Raw genomic sequence first — 18,766 nt, 5'->3', positions numbered from 1 at the left:
GCCAGGGTTCCGGCCAGCCTCGGCCCAGTCAGGTCCCGGCCGGCACGCGGCGACCGGTGCCGGAAGGAGACGTGAGCGACGATGCGGGTGCTCTACACCGCTCAGGCCCGTGCCACCGGGGAGGGCCGCGACGGTCACGTCGCCACCCCGGACGGCATCCTCGCGCTCGACCTCGCCGCGCCCAAGGAGATGGGTGGCGAGGGCGGTGCTACCAATCCGGAGCAGCTCTTCGCCGCCGGGTACGCGGCGTGTTTCCACTCGGCGTTGCGGCTGTTGGCCCGGCGAGCCGGGGTCGAGGTCGCCGGATCCAGTGTCACCGCCGAGGTGGGGATCGGCCGCACCGACAGCGGCGGATTCGGCCTGACCGTCGCGCTCACCGTCGACGTGCCCGGGGTCGATCCGGACGTGGTGCGTGAACTGACGGCCAAGGCGCACGAGCTGTGCCCGTACTCCAACGCGGTGCGGGGCAACGTCGAGGTGGCCCTGGCCGTGGCAGGGGACGGACAGGAGTGAACCCGGCTACGTCCCGCCGGCTGGTTTCGTCCTGCGGCCCGTCCGCGACGCTGGTTAGGCTCGGCACATGACGGTGGCGGTACGGGTGATTCCCTGTCTGGACGTGGATGCCGGTCGGGTGGTCAAGGGGGTCAACTTCGTCGACCTGCGGGACGCGGGCGACCCGGTCGAGCTGGCCGCGGCGTACGACGAGGCCGGCGCCGACGAGCTGACCTTCCTCGACGTCACGGCCTCGTCCGACGACCGGGGCACCATGCTGGACGTGGTACGCCGCACCGCCGAGTCGGTGTTCATCCCGCTCACCGTCGGCGGGGGAGTGCGACAGGTCGCCGACGTCGACGTGCTGTTGCGGGCCGGTGCCGACAAGGTGGGAGTGAACACCGCCGCGATCGCCCGGCCGGAGCTGATCGCCGAGATCGCCGAGCGGTTCGGGCGGCAGGTGCTGGTGCTCTCGCTCGACGTGCGGCGGACTCCGGCGGGCACGGCTACGCGCAGCGGGTTCGAGGTGACGACGCACGGTGGCCGGCGTGGCACGGGCATCGACGCGGTCGACTGGGCGGCCAGGGTCGCCGAGCTGGGCGCCGGGGAGATCCTGCTGAACTCGATGGACGCGGACGGCACCAAGGCCGGGTTCGACCTGGAGCTGATCGGGGCGGTGCGGCAGGTTGTCGACGTACCGGTCGTGGCCAGTGGCGGCGCCGGAGCGGTGGCGCACTTCGCACCGGCGGTCACGGCCGGCGCGGACGCGGTCCTCGCGGCCAGTGTCTTCCACTTCGGTGAGCTGAGCGTCGGCGAGGTGAAGGGCGCGCTACAGGCCGCCGGGCATCCGGTCCGCTGACCCGCGTCCGGTCCCGACCGGCCACCGATCCGCGCCGGTCCGGCCCAGGCGGTCAGGTCGAGTGCGGTCAGGTCGAGCGCGGTCAGGTGTCAGTCCAGCTCGGTCAGGAACCGTTCTCCGGCGAGCGGCGTGGCATCGGCAGGGTGAACCGGGCGGCGTACTCCTGGACCGCGGCGGCGTGCTCCTCCTCGCCGAGTACCCAGTCGTGACTTCCTGGGGCGTGCCGGCGGGTCAGCACTCCGTGCACCGTCTCCACGGTAGTGGCGAGGCCGCCGTGCGGCCGGGTCCGCCACAACTGCTCGCCGGCCGTGGTGACCCGGAACCAACCGTCCGAGACCGTGATCAGTCCCGCACCCACCAGGCGGCGTACGGCGGCCTCGATCTCGTGCCTGGCCGGGATGGCCCGGTTGAGATGGTCAGCCGTGGACAGCACGTCGGCCAGCCGGACTCCCTCCGGTCGCCGGGTGCTGCTCGAACGCCGGTGGCGGCCGGCGCCGCCCGCGATGATCAGCGATACGAAGATCCAAGCGTCGGACCACCGCCATCCCTCATCCCCCATGGGGAAATGATGCCGTGCGACGCGGGCCGACGGAACCGTTGTCCACCCGTTCATTCCGGCGGACCTCGGTCAACGGCCCTCCACGTGGGACGATTCGATCCAGATCGACGATCTTTTTCAGCGGGCCGGCGCAGTTCGGGGCTACGGCACGGCCACTTCCGCCGCCCGGCTGTCGGATTCCCGCCGCCGGTCGTCCGACTGTCCGATCCCGGTCTCCGTCGTCGGCCCGACGGTCACGGGACGCGTCGTCGCCACCGGCCCGACGGTCACGGGACGTACGGTGAACATCGGAATGAAGGTGTGCACGAGCGGACCGATGGCGAGCGCGTAGGCCACCGTGCCGATGCCCACCTTTCCGCCGAGCAGGAATCCGATCGCCAGGACGGTCACCTCGACGACCGTCCGGACCAGTCGGATGGACTGGTGCGGCCGGCGGGCGACGTACCCGGTCACCAGGCCGTCGCGCGGTCCGGGGCCGAGCCGGGCACCGATGTACAGGCCGGTCGCCACGCCGTTCAACAGGATGCCGGCGACGACGAAGCCGATCCGGGCGGGCAGGGAGCCGACGGTCGGCAGCACCGCCAGCGCGAGGTCGACCGCCAGGCCGATGACGACGACGTTGCTCAGCGTGCCGAGGCCGGGGCGTTGGCGTAGCGGGATCCACAGCAGCAGGACGAGTGCGCCGACGACGATGGTGACGGTGCCGATCGACGCGCCGGTGAACCTGGACAGCCCCTGGTGGAAGACGTCCCAGGGATCGAGCCCGAGCGTCGATTCGATCATCAACGCCATGCTGACCCCGTAGAGCGCCAGACCGACGTAGAGCTGCCCGAGTCGCCGGGCGAGCCGGTCTCTGCTGTTGCCAATTGTTGCCATGCGTGCCACTCTGAGGGCCAATCCAGGATGTACGAAGGGCCAATCGAGGAGAAGTGGCTGTGACAAACCTCGTTCGGGGTCCACAGTTGGGGCGGATGCTCGGTCAGTGGCATGCCCTTCCGGGCCGGCGACGTAGCCCCGACTACGTCGCGCTGGCCGGGGCGGTACGCGGACTGCTCGCCGACGGGCGACTACCGCTCGGCGTACGCCTGCCCGCCGAGCGGGAACTGGCCGAGGCGCTGCGGGTGAGCCGGACCACGGTCACCGCCGCGTACCGCGGACTGCGCGAGACCGGTCACCTGAAGAGTCGCCGGGGCGCCGGAAGTTGGACGACGTTGCCGGGCGGACACCGGGTGGCCAGTTCCGGGCTGTGGACGCCGCAGGACGATCTGGACATGATCGACCTCGGCTGTGCCGCGCTGGCAGCCCCGGCCGAACTGGGTGCGGCGGCGCGGGCGGCGGCCGAGGACCTGCCGCGCTATCTCGGCGGTGCCGGGTACCACCCGACCGGGATAGTCGAGCTTCGTGCGGCCGTGGCCCGGTCCTACACCGACCGTGGACTGACCACCAGCCCAGAGCAGATCATGGTGACCAACGGGGTACAGCACGCGCTGGACCTGGTGCTCCGGCTCGTCCTGCCGCCCGGTGCCGGCGTACTCGTGGAGTCACCGACCTATCCCAACGCGCTGGCCGCGTTCGCCGCGCGCCGGGCCCGGATCACCACCCACGGCCTGGCCACCGAGGGCACGGGCTGGGACACCGACCTGCTGCTCGGCAGCCTGCGGCAGACGCGTCCCCGGCTGGCGTACCTGATCCCGGAGTTCCAGAATCCCACCGGCCACCTGATGCCCGCCGAGATGCGCGAGCGGGTGGTGGCCACCGCGCACGCCAGTGGCACGGACCTGGTCGTCGACGAGTCCTTCGTGGATCTGGCGTTGGACGGCACCGAGATGCCGCCGCCGACCGCCGTCTTCGACCGGCACTCCCGGGTGGTCACCATCGGCGGAATGAGCAAGCCGTACTGGGGCGGGCTGCGGATCGGCTGGATCCGCGCCTCGGCTCCGCAGGTGCAGCGGCTGGCCGCGGCGCGGGTCGGGGTCGACATGGCCGGTCCGGTGCTGGACCAACTGGTCGCGGTGCGGCTGCTCGCCGACGCCGACACGATCGTGGCGGCCCGGCGCAGGCAGTTGGCCGCGCAGCGGGACGCCCTGCTGGCCGCCCTGCGGGACGAACTTCCCAACTGGCGGGTACGCACCCCGAGCGGCGGGGTCACCCTCTGGGCGGAGCTGGACGGGCCGATCGCCAGCGCGCTCGCCCGGGCGGCGGAGGAGGTCGGAGTACGCTTGGCCCCCGGCCCACGGTTCGGCCTGGACGGCACGCTGGAGCGTTTTCTCCGGCTCCCGTTCACCCTCCCCGCCACCGAACTGACCGAGGCGGTACGCCGGATCGCCGCGGTCCGCTACGACATCGACCGGGCGGAACGCTCGCTCTGGCGCGAGCCGGTGGTCATCGCCTGACCGTGGGCCCGCGCGTCGGGACACCGCGAGCGTCATCGGTGTCCGTGGAAGAGCCATCGGTGTCCCCGGAGGACTGGAGAGTCGAACCCGCATGGGCATGATTGACAAGATCGCCTGGATCCGTCTGGAGAACGGCCGGATTCTGAGTTCGCGATCGCACGGCAAGGACGTCTACTACCTTCCGGGCGGCAAGCGGGAACCGGGCGAGGCCGACGTCGACACGCTGGTACGCGAAATCGAAGAGGAACTGAGCGTCGCCATCGCCGCCGACAGCGCCCGGCACCTCGGCACGTTCCGGGCCCAGGCGCACGGGCATCCGGCCGGGACGATCGTCCGGATGACCTGCTACACGGCGGACTATCACGGCGAATTGCGACCGAGTAACGAGGTCGCCGAGATCGTCTGGTTGACCCACGCCGACCGGCACCGCGTCTCCCCGGTCGACCAGGTCATCTTCGACCATCTCCACGATGCGGGCAGCCTCGGCTGAGGCTGTCGACGGCAGCGACGGCTCGACGGGACTGCCGGCAGTCCCGACATCGACGGCACCGCAGACATCGACGGCGCCGCGGGCACCGACGGGCGCCGCAGACACCGACGGGCGCCGACGGCGCCGTGCCGTGGCCGGCGGTCAGGCCGGGTAGCCGCTTCCGGTGATGAGGGCCAGGTCCGACAGGCGCAGCCGAGCGGCCCGGGGCGCGGCCAGGGCGGCCCAGACGACCTTGCCGTCGGTGCCGCGTAGCACTCCCCAGTTGGCGACGGACCGGGCCACCAGGGCCAGCCCGCGTCCCCGCAGGGCGAGTTCCTGTCGTGCGTCGAGGTCGCCACCGTCCGAATCCTTCTGGTCGAGCGCCGGTACGGCTTGGTGCCGGTCCGCGACCGCGATCCGGAGTTGGTGCCGGTGGTGGCCGATGGTCAAATCGATCTCGGTACCGGCGTGCTCGACCGCGTTCGCCATCAGCTCGGAGACGACGAGCTGGGCGTTGTCGGTCACGCCGTCCAGCCGCCACCGTTCGCAGCACTCGCGGACCAGCCGACGGGCCGTACCGACGGCCGCCGGGGACGGGGTGAACCGGCGGTGGACGCGTCGGCTCGGACCCGGGAGGTGGTAGGGCCGGACTCGACTGAGCGCCTCGGTGAGACGCGGGTAGAGGCGGATCCGGGTGGTCGGCAGCCGGCGGAGCAGGCCGGTGAGGGCCGAGGCCGGGGCGCAGACCAGTACGGTGATGCCGCGCCGGCATGACTGCCCGAGTACCACCAGGGCCGGCAGCAGCGCCGGCACCAGTCCCTCCGGGACGACGACCCGGGTGCAGTCCACCGCCACGTACGGCGGATGGTGCGCCGCGCACCGTTCGAACGCCCGCTGGAGTGCGTACGCCTGTCCTACGCTCCACCGCCCAGCCATGGTGATCACCAAAGCCCCGGTCTCGATGTGAGCTGCCACCGTGGCCGCCATTACCGGAACCCCCTCGCCCGCCCGTCCGCCGCCGCGATCGGCCCTGCTCTCGGCTGGGCATATCGCGCATCTGACCCTGGTCTTACCCCGGCGGTGGTCCGGTGAAGCCGACCAGATGTCACCTTGTCCCGCAGTAGTCGAGCGGCGACGTCGGGTGCCGGCCGCCGGGGACGGTCGTGAGCCCCGGCGGCCGGTCCGATACCCGGTCCGATACTCAGATCTGGGCGAGGGTGCCCTGGTACATCCCGTCGATCTCCGTCGCGAAGCTGGTCTCCACGGCGCGACGCTTGATCTTCATCGACGGCGTCATCTCGCCGTCCTCGACGGTCAGTTCGCGGGACAGGACCCGCACCTTCTTGATCGTCTCCCAGCGGTTCAGCTTGTCGTTCAACTGCTTGACGTAGTCGTCGATCATTGCGCCCACCTCGGCCGAGCCGACGATCTCGGCGTACGGGCGGCCGGCCAGCGGGCCGTTCGCGGCCCAGGTCGCGATCGCGTCCGCGTCGAGGGTGAGCAGCATCGTGCAGTAGTTGCGGGCCTGGCCGATCACCACCACCTGGGAGGTGTACGGGCACAGCGCCTTGAACATGCCCTCGATCCGGGACGGCGAGACGTACTTTCCGCCGGACGTCTTGACCAGGTCCTTCTTCCGGTCCGTGATCTTCAGGAACCCGTCGTCGTCGAGTTCGCCGATGTCGCCGGTCCGGAAGAAGCCGTCCGGGGTGAACGCCTCGGCGGTCTCGGTGGGCAGGTTGTGGTAGCCGCGCATCACCGGTGCGCCCCGGAGCAGGATCTCGCCGTCGGAGTCGATCTTGCACTCCAGGTCACCGAGCGCCTTGCCGACGGTGCCGATCTTGAGCGCGCCGGGCCGGTTGACGAAGTTGCCGGCGCTGGTCTCGGTCAGGCCGTACCCCTCGGAGATGGGCAGGTTGGCCGCGGCGAAGAAGAGGGCGATGTCCTGACTCAGCGGCGCGGAGCCGGAGACGAGGACCCGGATCCGGCCGCCCAGCCGGGCCTGCAACTTGCTGAAGACCAGCTTCTCGGCGAGCCCGTAGCTGATCCGCAGCCCCGCCGAGACGGGCTTGCCGGCCTGCTCCAGCGAGACCTTCCGCTTGCCGGTCCTGACCGCCCAGGCGAAGATCTTGGCCTTGGCGCCGCCTCCGGTCTGGGCCGTGGTCACGGCCCGGTTGTAGACCTTCTCGAAGATCCGGGGCGCGCCGCACATCAGGGTCGGCTTGACCACGCCGAGCAGTTCGACGAGCTTGTCGAGCCGACCGTCGACGTAGGTGGGCATACCCACGTGGATCACGCCACAGAGCAGCGTCTTGCCGAACGAGTGCGACAACGGGAGCCAGAGGTACTGCAGGTCCTCCGCCTTGATCAGGCCCAGTTGCGCCTGGGCCACGCCCTCCCAGCACCAGCCGGCGTGCATCAGTTCGACGCCCTTGGGACGGCCGGTGGTGCCGGAGGTGTAGATCAGCGTCGCCAGGTGATCCGGATCGATGTCGGCGACCAGCCGGTCGATCAGGCCCGGGTCGCTCTCCAGCGCGAGTGCCCCCTGCACCTCGAGGTCGGCGAGGGCGAGCTGCGGAGGCGTGGCTCCCGGATCGGCCGGTCCGTCGATCAGTACGACATGGGTCAGCGCCGGTAGGTCGGCTCCGACGATCTTGGCGGCCTGGGTGGCGTTCTCGGCGATCAGCACCTTGGAGCCGGAGTCCGCGATGATGAAGGCGGTGTCCTCCGGCTCGGTGGTCGGATAGACCGTGGTGGTCGCGCCTCCGGCACACATGATTCCGAGGTCGGAGAGGATCCAGTCGAGCCGGGTGTTGGCCAGGATCGCCACCCGATCCTCGTGGCCGACGCCGAGGCCGTGCAATCCCGCGGCGATCGCCTTGGCCCGCTGGCCGACCTGCGCCCAACTGAGCCAGAGCGGGCCGGAGTCGTCCGGCGCGGGATGGGCGAACGCGTCCCGGTCAGGGGAGGCCGAGACGCGTTTGAGGAACATGTCGGGGATGGATCGGTAGGGCACATCGAGAGCCATGGCGGGGGCAGCCTCCGGATATCGTGGCGTGACGGCGGTCACGTTAACTCGCGGTTACCGCAGAGTATTTGGTCTGACCTCGAATCGGCTAGTCCTGCTCGGCTCGGTTCGGCTACGCCGATCGGACCGCAACGCCGGAGCCGATCGGACCGCAGCGCCGGAGGAGACCGGGGGCGGGTCCGTGGTCGATCCGAGTGGCAAACCCGGAATGACCGGATACGTCTCTAAGCTATCGAGACGTCGGCCCAGGTCGGTACGGGACGTCGCGCTGCCAGACCGAGGGCGAGAGTCCTGGACCGAGGGCCAGAGCCATCGTCAACCACGGAATCGTCAACCACGGATGAGGGTCATCAACCATGGGTCAGAGAGGTCCGGTCATGGGAGGTCCCGGTCGCGGCGACGCGGTACCGGGACATGTCATCCATCTTCCGGTCGCCGTACACACCCTGGATGCCGCCGCCGAACTGGCCGCGTTGCTGGCCGAGTCGCTGGCCTTCCTCCCGGAACTCGACGCGGGTGAGGTCACCGTCTCGGCCGAGGACGCGCAGCACGAGCGGTACCGGGTGTTCTGTGACCGGCTGCTCTTCGGCGACGGCCGGTGCGGCGAGCGCGAGGGACATCCGGGCCCCTGCGTAGCCGGCACTCCGGGGACCGTGACCGGGCCGGAGAGGTCACTCGCGCACGCCGCCCCCGCCGCGTCCGCCGCCTGGGCCGGCGCACCGGTGCCACCCGGAACGTAGCGAGCGGCGCTTCCCCCGGCCGGGCTGGCGCTCGACCCGTCGGTTCGGGTGCTGGACTCCGCGCCGGCCCGGGTCGGCCTCCGAGGCGTCCCGCCGTCGGCTCCGGGCTCAGCTCTTGCAGTCCGGACAGTCGATCAGGGCCTCGACGACGTCGCGCGCGGCGTCCTGCGCCCCCTGACGCGCCACCTCCGGGGTCATCGGCCTCTCCTGCCCTTCACGGCCGTCGAAGCCGGTGTAGGACACCTGGAGGTAGACGTTCCCGACTCGTACCCGGAGATCCGTCCCGCCGTACCTGCGGTCGTCCGAGGTCGTCGTGGTGTACATGGCCACCGCCTCGTCCCCGAGACCACCGGGTTCCTCCAGCTTGCCGAAGACGGTCCGGGTGCCCTGGCCTTCGTCCTCGCCCTTGTCGGCGAGTCCCTGCAACGTCGCGCGTGAGTCCGCGAATACCTTCTTCGCTCTGTCGACGCCCGTGGCGTACCGCTCATGGAGATGGGCGTCCAGGGTGACCCTGAGCGACCTGTCCATGGCGCGTCGTTCGCTCTCGGCGTAGGGCATGATGAAGTGGCAGACGGCGTGGGCCCCGTCCGTCTCGCTCGGTCCGGGCCGGTTCGAGTCCAACATCGACTCTCCGGCCGGCACCGTCGCCGCCAGGGTGGGCTTGGCCAACATTCCGCAGGGCGCCGGGAACTTGCGGTATATCGGCTCGCCGGGAGCGGTGGGACCAGAACCGTCGGGCAGTTCGCCCCCCGAGGAGTTGACGACGTAGTGGTAGCCCACGACGGCGAGCCCCGTCGTCACGACGACCACGACGACCACGACGAGCGCGGCGATGATGAGCCCGGTGTAGGACCGGTGCGGCCGCGGTGGAGGCGGAGCCGGCGTCGCGGATCCGGGTGGGAAGCCGTACGGCTGCCCGGACTGCTGCTCCACTCCGGGCGGCTGACCGTAGCCGGGCTGCTGTCCCGACAGCGGTGCTCCCGGTTGAGGCTGGTACGGCGGTTGGCCGGCGGAGGGCGCCGGACCGTGCCGGGGCGGTCCGACGGGGCCAGGATGCGGTGGGTACGTCAACGGAACTCCTCCGGGCCGCGACGGGCCGGGTACGGTCGCCGGTCAGCGTTATCTCGACGGATGGTGGGGCGGCCCCGGCGGGTACGGCTGTCCCGGACGTTGCGCCGGTCCCGGCGGGTACGGCTGTCCCTGCGGGTACGGCTGCCCCGGCGGTTGTCCCTGCGGGTACGGCTGCCCCGGCGGTTGTGCCTGCGGATACGGCGGCCCCGGCGGTTGTGCCTGTGGATACGGCTGTCCGGGCATCTGCGCCGGACCGGGCACCGGAAATTGGGTGCCGGCTCCGGGCACCGGGAAATGCGTACCGGCGGCCGGTGGCCCGAGCACGGCCCTGGCCCTTCTCCGGTTCCGCCGTACGCTCCAGATCAGCAGTAGCACCGGCACCAGCAGAGCCAGGCCGACGCAGAGTCCTCCGCCGATCTTGAGTAGCAGGACGTTCCGCTTCCGATCCTGTATCGAATCCTGATAAGCGTCGAGGGCCTCGAACGCGGGGTTCGGCGCGTCCGGCGGAACGTCGGCGGCGAGCGCCTTCGCCGGGTCGACGACCCCGTAACCGGTCAGGTCGTCCCGGCCCTTCGGACCGGTGTCCTGGGCCGTCGCGGTGATCCGCTGCACCACCTCCCGCGCCGAGAGGTCGGGAAACTTCGCCCGGACCAGGGCCGCCGTGGCGGCGACCAGCGCGGTGGCGAAGACGGTCCCGTCCCGGGTGCCGACCTCCTGATGGATGTCCCGGACCACCACCCCGGCACCCGGTGCCGCGACGGAGACGTGTGCCTGCCGGTTGGTCTGCAACCAGGGCTGTCCGGCCTTCGTGACCGCGCCGACGGCGAGAACCCCTGGGCAGGCGCCGGGGTACAGCGGGAGGTTGTCCTTGTGTCCCTCGTTGCCGGCGTCCGACACGACGACGACGTCATGCTCGATCGCGTAGTCCACGACTTCGCGGGTGTCCGCTGGACAGAGGTCGTCGGAATAGCCCGAGTACCCCGACAGGGTCACGCTGATGACCTTCGCGCCGTGGTCGACCGCGAACCGGATCGCGTCCTCCACCTGGCTGAGCGCAATAATCGCGACCGGAAGGATCTTTGCCTTCGGCGCGAGTCCCGCGAAGCCTCCCTGCACGCCCCGCGCCGCGATGAGCTGGGCAATCTCGGTGCCCTGCCCGTTCGTGTCGCCGCGCCCGTCGCCGCCGCCGGGCATGAAACTGCCGCCCGGCACGGTCACGTCGTGCATCTCCGGCATGTCGAACACGCCACCCACCCCGCCCACGCCGCTGTCGAGCACCGCGACGACCACCCCCTCACCCTGGGAGTGCGGCCAGACCTCCGTTTCGACCGCCCAGGTCTCGGAGAGATGCCACTGGCGTGGATTCGGGTGTGGTGCGGGCGCGGCGCGGGCGGGAACGGGTAGGACCAGGCCCACCGCCGACGCGGTGGTCACGACGAGTAGCGCGGTGGCGATCCGGCGAAGGGCGGAAACGGCCCCGACCGTCGGGACCGGGCCCACGCGGTCCGGCCGGGCGATGGACCCGCTCGCCGGGTGACATCCTGCGGAGGGCAACAACGCTCCTTGATCGGCGAGGTGGCAGGGATCCGAGGGGCCGCAAGCCCCTGTCGGCGGTGGAGGCGTCCGTCGAGAGTGGGCGTGATGCGCGCCGTCCTGTCGCGGGTGATGCGATCGTCAGTCGGCGGGGCTCCGGGTCCCGGGGCGTCCCGTCGTCGTACGTCGGCACAGTCAAGGACACCCCCGGCGGAGCGACAAGGCGTACGGACGGATCCGGATGTATCCGGATGCCGTCCGACAACGGCACCGCCCGCTGCACAAACGCCAGCGGGCGGTGGAACGACGGGGCTGCCGCCGGAATCAGTCGTCGTCACCATCCTCGTCGTCATCGTCGTCCCGGTCGTCGTGGCCCTTGTCGTCGTCCTTGTCGTCGTCCTTGTCGTCGTCCCGGTCGTCGTCCTTGTCGTCGCGCTCGGTCTTGATGATCTCGCCGGTGGTCGCGTCGACGTCGACCTCGATCTCCCAGCCGTCCTTGACCAGTTCCACGCTCCACACCGTCCGGCCGTGCTCCTGCTCTTGCTCGACCTCGTCGAGCCGGCCGCCGCCCGCGCTGGCCAGCGCGATCTCGACCGCCCGCTGGGAGCCGACCGGTGCGCCGCCGGTCGCGCCCGGCGAACCCGTCGGTGCCGCCGTCGGCGTGCCCCCGGGCGTACCGGTCGGACCGCTCGTCGGCGTCCCGGACGGATCGGTGCCGGGCGTCCCGGTCGGATCGGTGGTGGCGGTAGCGGCGGCGGTGGCCGTGGGCGCCGTCCCGAACCCCTGCCGTTCGCCCTCTGCCGCGCTGGCACCGATCGCGGTACCGACGACGGCGGCAGCGGCCAGCGCGCCACCGATGCTCAGGACCAGCGTCTTGCGCCGCATCACAAATCCTCCTCGAACCTCGAACACTCTGTTCGGCGTTGTTCCGACGAGGTTCGCCGGACGGGGGATAGCGGCGCGCTGCGACAGTGCTAAGCCGAGGTAAAGATCGGCGATCGTCAGGCCGCCCCGCCCGCACGCCTCGGGGCCGGCGCGAGGACCGGTGGTCCGAGCGTGACTGCGACCCGTGCCCCGCCGCCGCTGCCGGCGGAGAGGTCGAGGTGGCCCCCGCTGGCCCGGGCGGCCCGGCGGGCGATGTCGAGGCCGAGACCGGTCGACCCGGCGGCGCTCGCGCCCCGCTCCACCAGCGCCGTCGGGTCGACCAGGGTCGGCGGCAGCCCGGGGCCGGTGTCGGTGACGGTCAGCAGGGCTCCACCGGTGGGCCCGGGGACCAGCGCGACGGTGAAGTCGACCCCGTCCGGTGTGTGTGCGAAGACGTTGCCGAGCAGGGCGTCCAGCACCGCGGCGAGTTCGTCGGCCGGCAGCCGTACCGGCAGGGGGTGGTCGGCCAGGTCGAGGGCGACCTCCCGGCCCGTGTCCTCAGCCAGCACGGACCAGAAGGTGACCCGCTCCCGGACCACCGCCGTGGCGTCACAGACCGGCTCGGCACCTCCCTCCACGCCGCGCCGCCGCGCCTGCCGGATCAGCCCGGTCACCGCCCGCTCCACCGCGTCGACCTGCTCGCCGACCCGGGCGGCCTCGTGCGGGTCGGCCAGCGACTCGGATTCCAGCCGCAGTGCCGTCAGCGGCGTGCGGAGCCGGTGCGAGAGGTTGGCGAGCTGCTCACGCTCCTCCCGGAGCAACTCCTGGATCCGGGTGGCCAGATGGTTGAGGGCGTTCGCCACGGCGCGCAGCTCCGGCGGCCCGGACGGTCGGGCCCGAGCGGTCAGTTCCGCCCGGGCCAGCCGGTGCGAGACCGCCGAGAGTTCGGTGATCGGCGCGATCAGCGTGCGCGCCAGCCGGTCGGCGACGGCGAGACCGAGCAGCAACAGCGCCAGCCCGAGCCCGGCCAGGACCAGCCAGGACCGGTAGACCCCACGGGTCAGTTCGGCCCTGGGTACGAAGGTGCGGATCACCGCCGTACCGTCCGGTCGGCCCCCCACCGCGACGAGGATCTCCCGGCCCTCCAGGCGGGCCACGGTGAGACTCTCACCCCGGGCCGCCAACTCCACCCCGTCGGTACGGGGCGCTTCGGTGCCGAGTGCCGTACCGTCCGGCAGGAAGACGGTGACCGGCCGCTCCGCCGCCGCGCCGACCTGCTGGGCGGCGAGGCGTAGACGGTCCAGATCGGTCGTACCGACCAGCGGGATCAGTCCCTGTAGTTCGGCGGTGGCCGCCACCACGGCCCGGTCGGCGGCGACGCTGCGCAGTAGCACCGCGAGCGGAACCAGGAAGGCGAGCAGCACCAGACAGGTGGTGGCGGCGACGAGCAGGGTCAGCCGGCGCCTCACGATCCGGCCCCGGGTACGTCGAGCCGGACTCCGACCCCGCGAACGGTGTGCAGGTACCGGGGCTGTTGCGCGGTCTCGCCGAGCTTGCGGCGCAACCAGGACAGGTGTACGTCCACAGTCTTGTCCGCGCCGCCGTACGGCAACTGCCACACCTCGGTCAGCAGTTCCCGTTTGCTGACCACCCGACCGGCCCGGCTGGCCAGGTGGTGCAGCAGGTCGAACTCCCGGGGGGTCAGTTCGAGCGGGACGCCGGACAGGCTCGCCTGCCGGGCTCCCGGATCGACCCGCAGCTCGCCGACGGTCAGCGGGGCCGGGCCGCTCGCCGGGCCGACACCGCGCCGCAGCACCGCCCGGATCCGCGCGTCGAGTTGGGCGGCCGTGAACGGCTTCACCACGTAGTCGTCGGCGCCCGCGTCCAGCCCTCGGATGATCTCGCTCTCCTCGTCCCGGGCGGTCGCGATGATCACCGGGGTGGTGTTCACCGCGCGCAGCATCCTGAGCAGCTCCAGACCGTCCAGATCGGGCAGCCCCAGATCGAGTACGACGAGGTCCGGCCGGTCGTCGAGCACCCGCTGCAGCCCGGTCATCGCCGTCTGGACGGCCGCGACGGCGTGCCCCCGCTCGCGAAGTGCGCGCAACAGCGGCGTACGGATGGCCGGGTCGTCCTCGATCAGCAGTAGGCGCGCCACACCAGGCACGGTAACCCGGCGACGGCCGGACAACCCGTAACGGAGCGGCGGGCGTTAACCATCCCTTAGGGTCCACCGGCTCCGTTATTAACGGCCGTGCGGGCATGATCGGACGATGCGTCGACGTACCGGGTTCGCGGTGGCCGGCTGGCTGCTCGCCGCGTTGGCCGCGACCGGCACCGGGCTGGCGGCCGTACAGGTGATCGGGGCAGGGCTCACCGGGCCGGCGGGTGAGGTGCGCAGTCCGGAGGAGGTGGCGCGGGCACTGGCGGCCACGTCCGCGCCGTCCGGCCCGACTTCCGCGTCGTCCTCGGGCACCCCGACGTCGCCGGGGCCCACCACGGGCCTCCCCGGTACGGGTACGCCGGATCCGGGCGGCGGATCCGAGCACGGTCCACGCCAACTGCTCTCCACACCCGGCGGCACGGTGGTGGCCGAGTGCGACGGCCGGGCCGTGTGGCTGGCCTCGTGGACGCCGGCCCAGGGCTACCGGGTCGGCGAGGTCGAGCGGGGGCCGGACGACGACGCCGAGGTGACCTTCCACGGCTCGGGAGAGCGGATCGAGGTGGAGGTGGAGTGTGTGGCCGGACGGCCCGTGCCGACCTGGAAGCGGAACAACGACTAGCGGTACCGGCCCGCTCCGAGGGACCAGTCGTAGCTGCCCCGGATCCAGCAGCGGCGGGCGGTCACGAACCGGACGGTGTCGGCGTCCGCGTCGAGGAGTACCTCGGACTCCAGCCGCAGGTACGTCCGCAGGCCGGCGTTGAACCGGCGGGCGGCGTCGGTGAGCCCACGGCGTTCCGCCCGACCGGTCGCCCGGGCCAGCACCACGATGAGGTTGTGCCCGTCCCGGCCCTGCCGGCGCTCCTTGGCGTAGGAGAAGATGTCGTTGCACCAGCAGACCAGGTCGGCGGCCAGGTCATCCAGGGTGGACGCCTCCGAACCGGTCCGGCCGGTGGCGTCGGCTGGGCCGCCGTGGGCCAGGTCGGTCAGGGTGAAACTGGGGCGCACCCCGCCGGTGTGCCGACGCATCTGGACGTACTCGGCGACCGGAGGGGTCCGGTCGCGTTCCCGGTTCGCCGCCTCCCAGAGCAGTGCGAGCAGGTAGTCGCGCATCTCGTCGGCGAACCGGAGCAACAGGCGTGGCGAACCCTGTCCGCGTACCCGCCGGCACAGGTCGTGCAGTCCGGCGCCGGTCGGCCCGGCCACCCCGGCCAACTCCGGTGGCGTCGGTCCGCCGAGCAGGTCGAGCACGTCGAGCAGCCGGCCGACCACCGGCCCGAGCTGGCCGGGATCCTGGCCCAACCCGTCGTCGTCGCAGCTGTCGTCGAAGGTGAAGAGCCAGGTGAACAGGTCCGACAGCAGCCGGAGCTGGTCGGGCCGGGCGTCGGGGCAGGCCCGTCCGGCCAGGTCCGCGGCATTGGCCCGGTCCAGCCGGCGTACGGCGCCGGGGGTCCGGACCAGGCCGAGTTCGGTGGCCCACCGGGTGGACTGCTGGCGTACCTCGCCGACGTGCGCGCTGACCCGTACCGGAAAGGGCGGCCGGGTCAGTGTCGCCACGGCGAAGGTACGCATGCCCCGTCCGTCGTCAGACCCCGAGCTTCGCGTTCCGCAGCCGGCCGGTGAGGGCGGGCGGCCCGACCAGTTGCACCCGGGCGACGCGCTGCCGGCCGAACAGGAACATCATCAACTCGCCGGGCGCGCCGACCAGCCTGACCTGTTCCCCGCCGGCTCCGGCCGAGGTCTCGCCGTGGTCGGGTGCCTGGATGAGCAGGGCGGCAGGGAAGCGGCGCAACGACAACCGGGCCATGGTGGGGATCCGCTTCCACAGCGCCGCCCGGTACCCCTCGGAGAGCTCCCGGGGCTGCCAGCCGGGTTGAGCCCGGCGCAGGTCCTCGTGGTGCACGAAGAACTCGGTCAGATTGGCCAGCTCGTCGACCGGCGGAAGGGTCATCGGGCTCCATCGCGGCGGGCGGCGGAACAGGTCGACCACCGCGGGGTACGGCTTCGCCGCCATCGCACCCAGCACCCGTTCGGTGTGCGTACGCAGGGGGCGGAGCATGATCCCGGCCGCCGCGTCCGGCCGCCGTTCCCGGATCACCAGGTGCGCGGCGAGTTCCCGGGCGGCCCACTCCGGGATGATCGTCGGCGCGTCGGGTCCAAGGGTCAGGAGGAGGTCGGCCAGCGATCGGCGCTCCGAATCCGCGTACCGGGGCATGTCTTGATCGTAAGTGCTGACGCCGCCGGCGGCGTGCCGCGAAACGGAGGAGGTCTGGGCGGCATCGCGCTCGGCAGGCGTACCGGGCCCTGTGACAGCAGACACAATCAGGTCCTGACCGGTACGACCCGCGCCAATCGGTTCGTCATCCCTCGGCCCGATCGGTAAGGATGAGCTTGACGAAGAAGGCTTACGGCGGGGGACAGTGTGGCGGGCAAGACAAGCCGGGACGTGCTCATCAGGGGGATCCGGGTCCTCGGTCACGCCGTTCGCGAGGAGCCCCGGATCTTCGCGGTCGCGGTCGGCGGCAGCGTGCTCTACAGCCTGCTCATCATCGCCAGCGCGTACGTGGTGGGCGCGGTCGTCGGAGACGTCGTCGTGCCGTCGCTGGAGAGCGGCCGGGCCGACACCACGGCGGTCGTGCTGAGCGCCGTCGCGCTGCTGGCGGTCAGCCTCGGTCGGGTACTGGGCATGTTCGGCCGCCGGCTCGGCGCGGGCTTCATGCAGTACCGGCTACAGGCCAGTTACCGGCGCCGGATCACCCGCCGCTACCTGGAGCTGCCGCTGTCCTGGCATCACCGGCACGCCACCGGCACCCTGCTGTCGAACGCGAACTCCGACGTCGAGGCGGCCTGGTTCCCCATCGCGCCACTGCCGTTCGCGGTGGGCACGCTGGTGATGCTGGTCGCGGCGATGGGCTCGCTGCTCGTCACCGACTGGGTGCTCGCCCTGGTCGGGGTCGCGATCTTTCCCGCCCTCTTCGCCCTGAACGTCGTCTACTCCCGACGGATGGCGCCCCGGCAGGCCCGGGCGCAGCAGATGCGCGCACAGGTCAGCGCGATCGCCCACGAGAGCTTCGACGGTGCCCTGGTGGTCAAGACCATGGGCCAGGAGGCCCGGGAGACGACCCGGTTCGCGGCGCAGGCCGGTGAGCTGCGCGACGCGTTGATCTCGGTCGGCCGGCTGCGGGGAGTGTTCGACCCGATGCTGGAGACCCTGCCGAGCCTCGGCACCCTCGCCGTGCTGCTGGTCGGTGCGGTCCGGTTGGGCCAGGGCGCGGTCACCATCACCGAACTCGTCAGCGTGGCATTCCTGTTCACGGTGCTGGCCTTCCCGGTCCGGGCGATCGGCTGGGTGCTCGCCGAGCTGCCGCGCAGCGTCGCCGGCTGGGACCGGTTGCAGGCCGTGCTCACCGCCACCGGCGAGATGCCGTACGGGAGCACGACGCTGGACCGGCGGGACGGCCGTCCTGCCACGCTCGTCTTCGACCGGGTCAGCTTCGGCTACGCCGTGGCGGAGCCGGCTCCGGCGACCGCGCCCGCCGAGCCGGGTCTGTCGACCGAGCCGGAGGCGGCGGCCCGGCCCGTCGGCGTGCCCGCCCCGACCGAGCCCGATCCGTCGGTAGAGCCCGTTCCGTCCGGCGGGCTGGCGTCGCCGGTCGAGCCTCCGTCGGTTGCCGGGGTGCCTGCGCCGGCCGGGACCGAGCCTGCGGAGCCCGAGCCGGCGGAGCCCGTGCCGGTGCTGCACGACGTGTCGTTCACCGTTCCGGCCGGTCGGACGGTGGCGCTGGTCGGCCCGACTGGCTCGGGCAAGTCGACGATCGTCTCCCTGGCGGTGCGGCTGGTCGACCCCGACGCCGGGTCCGTGACGCTGGACGGGGTCGACGTCCGGTCGCTGACCGCCGCCTCGCTCGCCGGCACCAGCGCACTGGTGGCGCAGGTGCCGTTCGTCTTCGACGACACCATCCGGGCCAACATCACCCTCGACCGGGAGGGGATCACCGACGACGACGTGTGGGCGGCCCTGCGGCTGGCCGAGGCCGACGGGTTCGTCGCGGTGCTGCCGGACGGGTTGGACACCCTGGTCGGTGAGCGCGGCGCCGCTCTCTCCGGCGGCCAGCGCCAGCGGCTCACCCTGGCCAGGGCGCTGGCGGGCCGTCCCCGCCTGCTGGTGCTGGACGACGCCACCAGCGCCGTCGACCCGAGGGTGGAGGCGGCGATCCTGGCCGCGCTCCGCGGTGACCGGAACTCGACCGGCGCGACCGATGCGGCTGGTGCGGCGGGTGCGACCGGGGCGGCTGGTGCGGCGGGTGCCAGTACTTTGCCGCCGGGCGCGTCGATCCTGGTGGTGGCGTACCGGCGGGCGACCATCGCGCTTGCCGACGAGGTCGTCTACGTCGAGCACGGCCGGGTGGTCGGCCGGGGCACCCATGCCACGTTGCTGGGCAGCACCCCCGGATACGCCGCCCTGGTCACCGCGTACGAACGGGCCGAGGCGGAACGGGAGCGGGAGCGGGCGTACGAGGAACCGGCGCCCGGAACACCGGCGACCCGGCAGGGCGAAGAGGTGGACGCGTGAGCGGGCGTGACCGGGGGGACGGCA

Annotated in this window: 18 protein-coding genes; 7 read left to right on the top strand and 11 right to left on the bottom strand. The window is 72.0% G+C overall.

The window, feature by feature from the left end; genetic code table 11:
* Positions 1-81 precede the first annotated feature (81 nt).
* Complete coding sequence (locus ACFP2T_RS29810; RefSeq protein ID WP_377427449.1) at positions 82-513, top strand: organic hydroperoxide resistance protein; 432 nt, start codon at positions 82-84, stop codon at positions 511-513.
* 67 nt (positions 514-580) lie between these two features.
* The gene (hisF, locus tag ACFP2T_RS29805; protein ID WP_377427447.1) at positions 581-1,351 is read left to right on the top strand and encodes an imidazole glycerol phosphate synthase subunit HisF; all 771 of its coding nucleotides are present in this window, start codon (positions 581-583) and stop codon (positions 1,349-1,351) included.
* Between the two features lie 103 nt (positions 1,352-1,454).
* On the opposite strand, the gene ACFP2T_RS29800 is transcribed toward hisF, so the two are convergent.
* Positions 1,455-1,910 carry a hypothetical protein gene (locus ACFP2T_RS29800; RefSeq protein ID WP_377427445.1) on the bottom strand — a complete coding sequence of 152 codons (456 nt, stop codon included), beginning with the start codon at positions 1,908-1,910 and terminating at the stop codon, positions 1,455-1,457.
* 141 nt (positions 1,911-2,051) lie between these two features.
* Positions 2,052-2,786: a membrane protein YczE gene (yczE, locus tag ACFP2T_RS29795; RefSeq protein ID WP_377427442.1), complete on the bottom strand. Its 735-nt coding sequence runs from the start codon at positions 2,784-2,786 to the stop codon at positions 2,052-2,054.
* Between the two features lie 59 nt (positions 2,787-2,845).
* Here yczE and yczR point away from each other — a divergent pair, with 59 nt between their 5' ends.
* Together yczR and ACFP2T_RS29785 are read left to right on the top strand one after the other, a co-directional pair.
* Positions 2,846-4,303, top strand: coding sequence for a MocR-like transcription factor YczR (yczR, locus tag ACFP2T_RS29790; RefSeq protein WP_377427440.1), 1,458 nt, complete (start codon positions 2,846-2,848; stop codon positions 4,301-4,303).
* A gap of 91 nt (positions 4,304-4,394) precedes the next feature.
* Positions 4,395-4,793: an NUDIX hydrolase gene (locus ACFP2T_RS29785; RefSeq protein ID WP_377427438.1), complete on the top strand. Its 399-nt coding sequence runs from the start codon at positions 4,395-4,397 to the stop codon at positions 4,791-4,793.
* 141 nt (positions 4,794-4,934) lie between these two features.
* Here the strand turns inward: ACFP2T_RS29785 and ACFP2T_RS29780 are convergent, their stop codons facing one another.
* On the bottom strand, positions 4,935-5,708 hold the full coding sequence (locus ACFP2T_RS29780) for an ATP-binding protein (protein WP_377427436.1): 774 nt from the start codon (positions 5,706-5,708) through the stop codon (positions 4,935-4,937).
* A gap of 265 nt (positions 5,709-5,973) precedes the next feature.
* On the bottom strand, positions 5,974-7,800 hold the full coding sequence (locus tag ACFP2T_RS29775) for an AMP-dependent synthetase/ligase (RefSeq protein WP_377427434.1): 1,827 nt from the start codon (positions 7,798-7,800) through the stop codon (positions 5,974-5,976).
* Between the two features lie 377 nt (positions 7,801-8,177).
* Here ACFP2T_RS29775 and ACFP2T_RS29770 point away from each other — a divergent pair, with 377 nt between their 5' ends.
* Positions 8,178-8,540 (top strand): hypothetical protein, encoded by a 363-nt coding sequence (locus ACFP2T_RS29770; protein WP_377427432.1) that lies wholly within the window; start codon positions 8,178-8,180, stop codon positions 8,538-8,540.
* 108 nt (positions 8,541-8,648) lie between these two features.
* Here the strand turns inward: ACFP2T_RS29770 and ACFP2T_RS29765 are convergent, their stop codons facing one another.
* From ACFP2T_RS29765 to ACFP2T_RS29745, 5 genes are all read right to left on the bottom strand, one after another.
* Entirely contained in the window at positions 8,649-9,611 is a 963-nt protein-coding gene (locus ACFP2T_RS29765; RefSeq protein WP_377427430.1) for a hypothetical protein, read from the bottom strand.
* 48 nt (positions 9,612-9,659) lie between these two features.
* Positions 9,660-11,165 carry a S8 family serine peptidase gene (locus ACFP2T_RS29760; protein ID WP_377427427.1) on the bottom strand — a complete coding sequence of 502 codons (1,506 nt, stop codon included), beginning with the start codon at positions 11,163-11,165 and terminating at the stop codon, positions 9,660-9,662.
* Positions 11,166-11,468: 303 nt separating this feature from the next.
* Positions 11,469-12,029 (bottom strand): PepSY domain-containing protein, encoded by a 561-nt coding sequence (locus ACFP2T_RS29755; RefSeq protein ID WP_377427425.1) that lies wholly within the window; start codon positions 12,027-12,029, stop codon positions 11,469-11,471.
* 116 nt (positions 12,030-12,145) lie between these two features.
* Positions 12,146-13,477, bottom strand: coding sequence for a sensor histidine kinase (locus ACFP2T_RS29750; RefSeq protein ID WP_377427422.1), 1,332 nt, complete (start codon positions 13,475-13,477; stop codon positions 12,146-12,148).
* Positions 13,474-14,166, bottom strand: a complete 693-nt coding sequence (locus tag ACFP2T_RS29745) for a response regulator transcription factor (protein WP_377427419.1) — start codon at positions 14,164-14,166, stop codon at positions 13,474-13,476. The genes ACFP2T_RS29750 and ACFP2T_RS29745 overlap by 4 nt, the downstream gene beginning before the upstream one ends.
* A gap of 115 nt (positions 14,167-14,281) precedes the next feature.
* Here ACFP2T_RS29745 and ACFP2T_RS29740 point away from each other — a divergent pair, with 115 nt between their 5' ends.
* A complete protein-coding gene (locus ACFP2T_RS29740; RefSeq protein WP_377427417.1) occupies positions 14,282-14,791 on the top strand; it encodes a septum formation initiator in 510 nt (169 codons plus the stop codon).
* Here the strand turns inward: ACFP2T_RS29740 and ACFP2T_RS29735 are convergent.
* Positions 14,788-15,741 (bottom strand): terpene synthase family protein, encoded by a 954-nt coding sequence (locus tag ACFP2T_RS29735; RefSeq protein WP_377427415.1) that lies wholly within the window; start codon positions 15,739-15,741, stop codon positions 14,788-14,790. The genes ACFP2T_RS29740 and ACFP2T_RS29735 overlap by 4 nt on opposite strands.
* A gap of 13 nt (positions 15,742-15,754) precedes the next feature.
* Entirely contained in the window at positions 15,755-16,384 is a 630-nt protein-coding gene (locus ACFP2T_RS29730; protein ID WP_377427413.1) for a TIGR03085 family metal-binding protein, read from the bottom strand.
* 207 nt (positions 16,385-16,591) lie between these two features.
* Between ACFP2T_RS29730 and ACFP2T_RS29725 the strand changes: the two genes are divergently transcribed.
* Positions 16,592-18,742 (top strand): ABC transporter ATP-binding protein, encoded by a 2,151-nt coding sequence (locus tag ACFP2T_RS29725; protein WP_377427411.1) that lies wholly within the window; start codon positions 16,592-16,594, stop codon positions 18,740-18,742.
* Positions 18,743-18,766: the final 24 nt, after the last annotated feature.

Source organism: Plantactinospora solaniradicis, from assembly GCF_042658085.1.
In the GTDB taxonomy this organism is placed as follows: Bacteria; Actinomycetota; Actinomycetes; order Mycobacteriales; family Micromonosporaceae; genus Plantactinospora; species Plantactinospora solaniradicis.
Note: the sequence above shows the minus strand (reverse complement) of the source record. Positions and strands in the feature narration are given on the sequence as shown.

Excerpts from the sequence above, each read along its gene's own strand:
- ACFP2T_RS29755 (WP_377427425.1), bottom strand. The coding sequence starts at position 12,029 with ATGCGGCGCAAGACGCTGGTCCTGAGCATCGGTGGCGCGCTGGCCGCT.
- ACFP2T_RS29785 (WP_377427438.1), top strand. The coding sequence starts at position 4,395 with ATGGGCATGATTGACAAGATCGCCTGGATCCGTCTGGAGAACGGCCGG.
- yczE (WP_377427442.1), bottom strand. The coding sequence starts at position 2,786 with ATGGCAACAATTGGCAACAGCAGAGACCGGCTCGCCCGGCGACTCGGG.
- ACFP2T_RS29740 (WP_377427417.1), top strand. The coding sequence starts at position 14,282 with ATGCGTCGACGTACCGGGTTCGCGGTGGCCGGCTGGCTGCTCGCCGCG.
- ACFP2T_RS29730 (WP_377427413.1), bottom strand. The coding sequence starts at position 16,384 with ATGCCCCGGTACGCGGATTCGGAGCGCCGATCGCTGGCCGACCTCCTC.
- ACFP2T_RS29780 (WP_377427436.1), bottom strand. The coding sequence starts at position 5,708 with ATGGCTGGGCGGTGGAGCGTAGGACAGGCGTACGCACTCCAGCGGGCG.
- ACFP2T_RS29735 (WP_377427415.1), bottom strand. The coding sequence starts at position 15,741 with ATGCGTACCTTCGCCGTGGCGACACTGACCCGGCCGCCCTTTCCGGTA.
- ACFP2T_RS29810 (WP_377427449.1), top strand. The coding sequence starts at position 82 with ATGCGGGTGCTCTACACCGCTCAGGCCCGTGCCACCGGGGAGGGCCGC.
- ACFP2T_RS29775 (WP_377427434.1), bottom strand. The coding sequence starts at position 7,800 with ATGGCTCTCGATGTGCCCTACCGATCCATCCCCGACATGTTCCTCAAA.
- ACFP2T_RS29800 (WP_377427445.1), bottom strand. The coding sequence starts at position 1,910 with ATGGGGGATGAGGGATGGCGGTGGTCCGACGCTTGGATCTTCGTATCG.
- hisF (WP_377427447.1), top strand. The coding sequence starts at position 581 with ATGACGGTGGCGGTACGGGTGATTCCCTGTCTGGACGTGGATGCCGGT.
- ACFP2T_RS29770 (WP_377427432.1), top strand. The coding sequence starts at position 8,178 with ATGGGAGGTCCCGGTCGCGGCGACGCGGTACCGGGACATGTCATCCAT.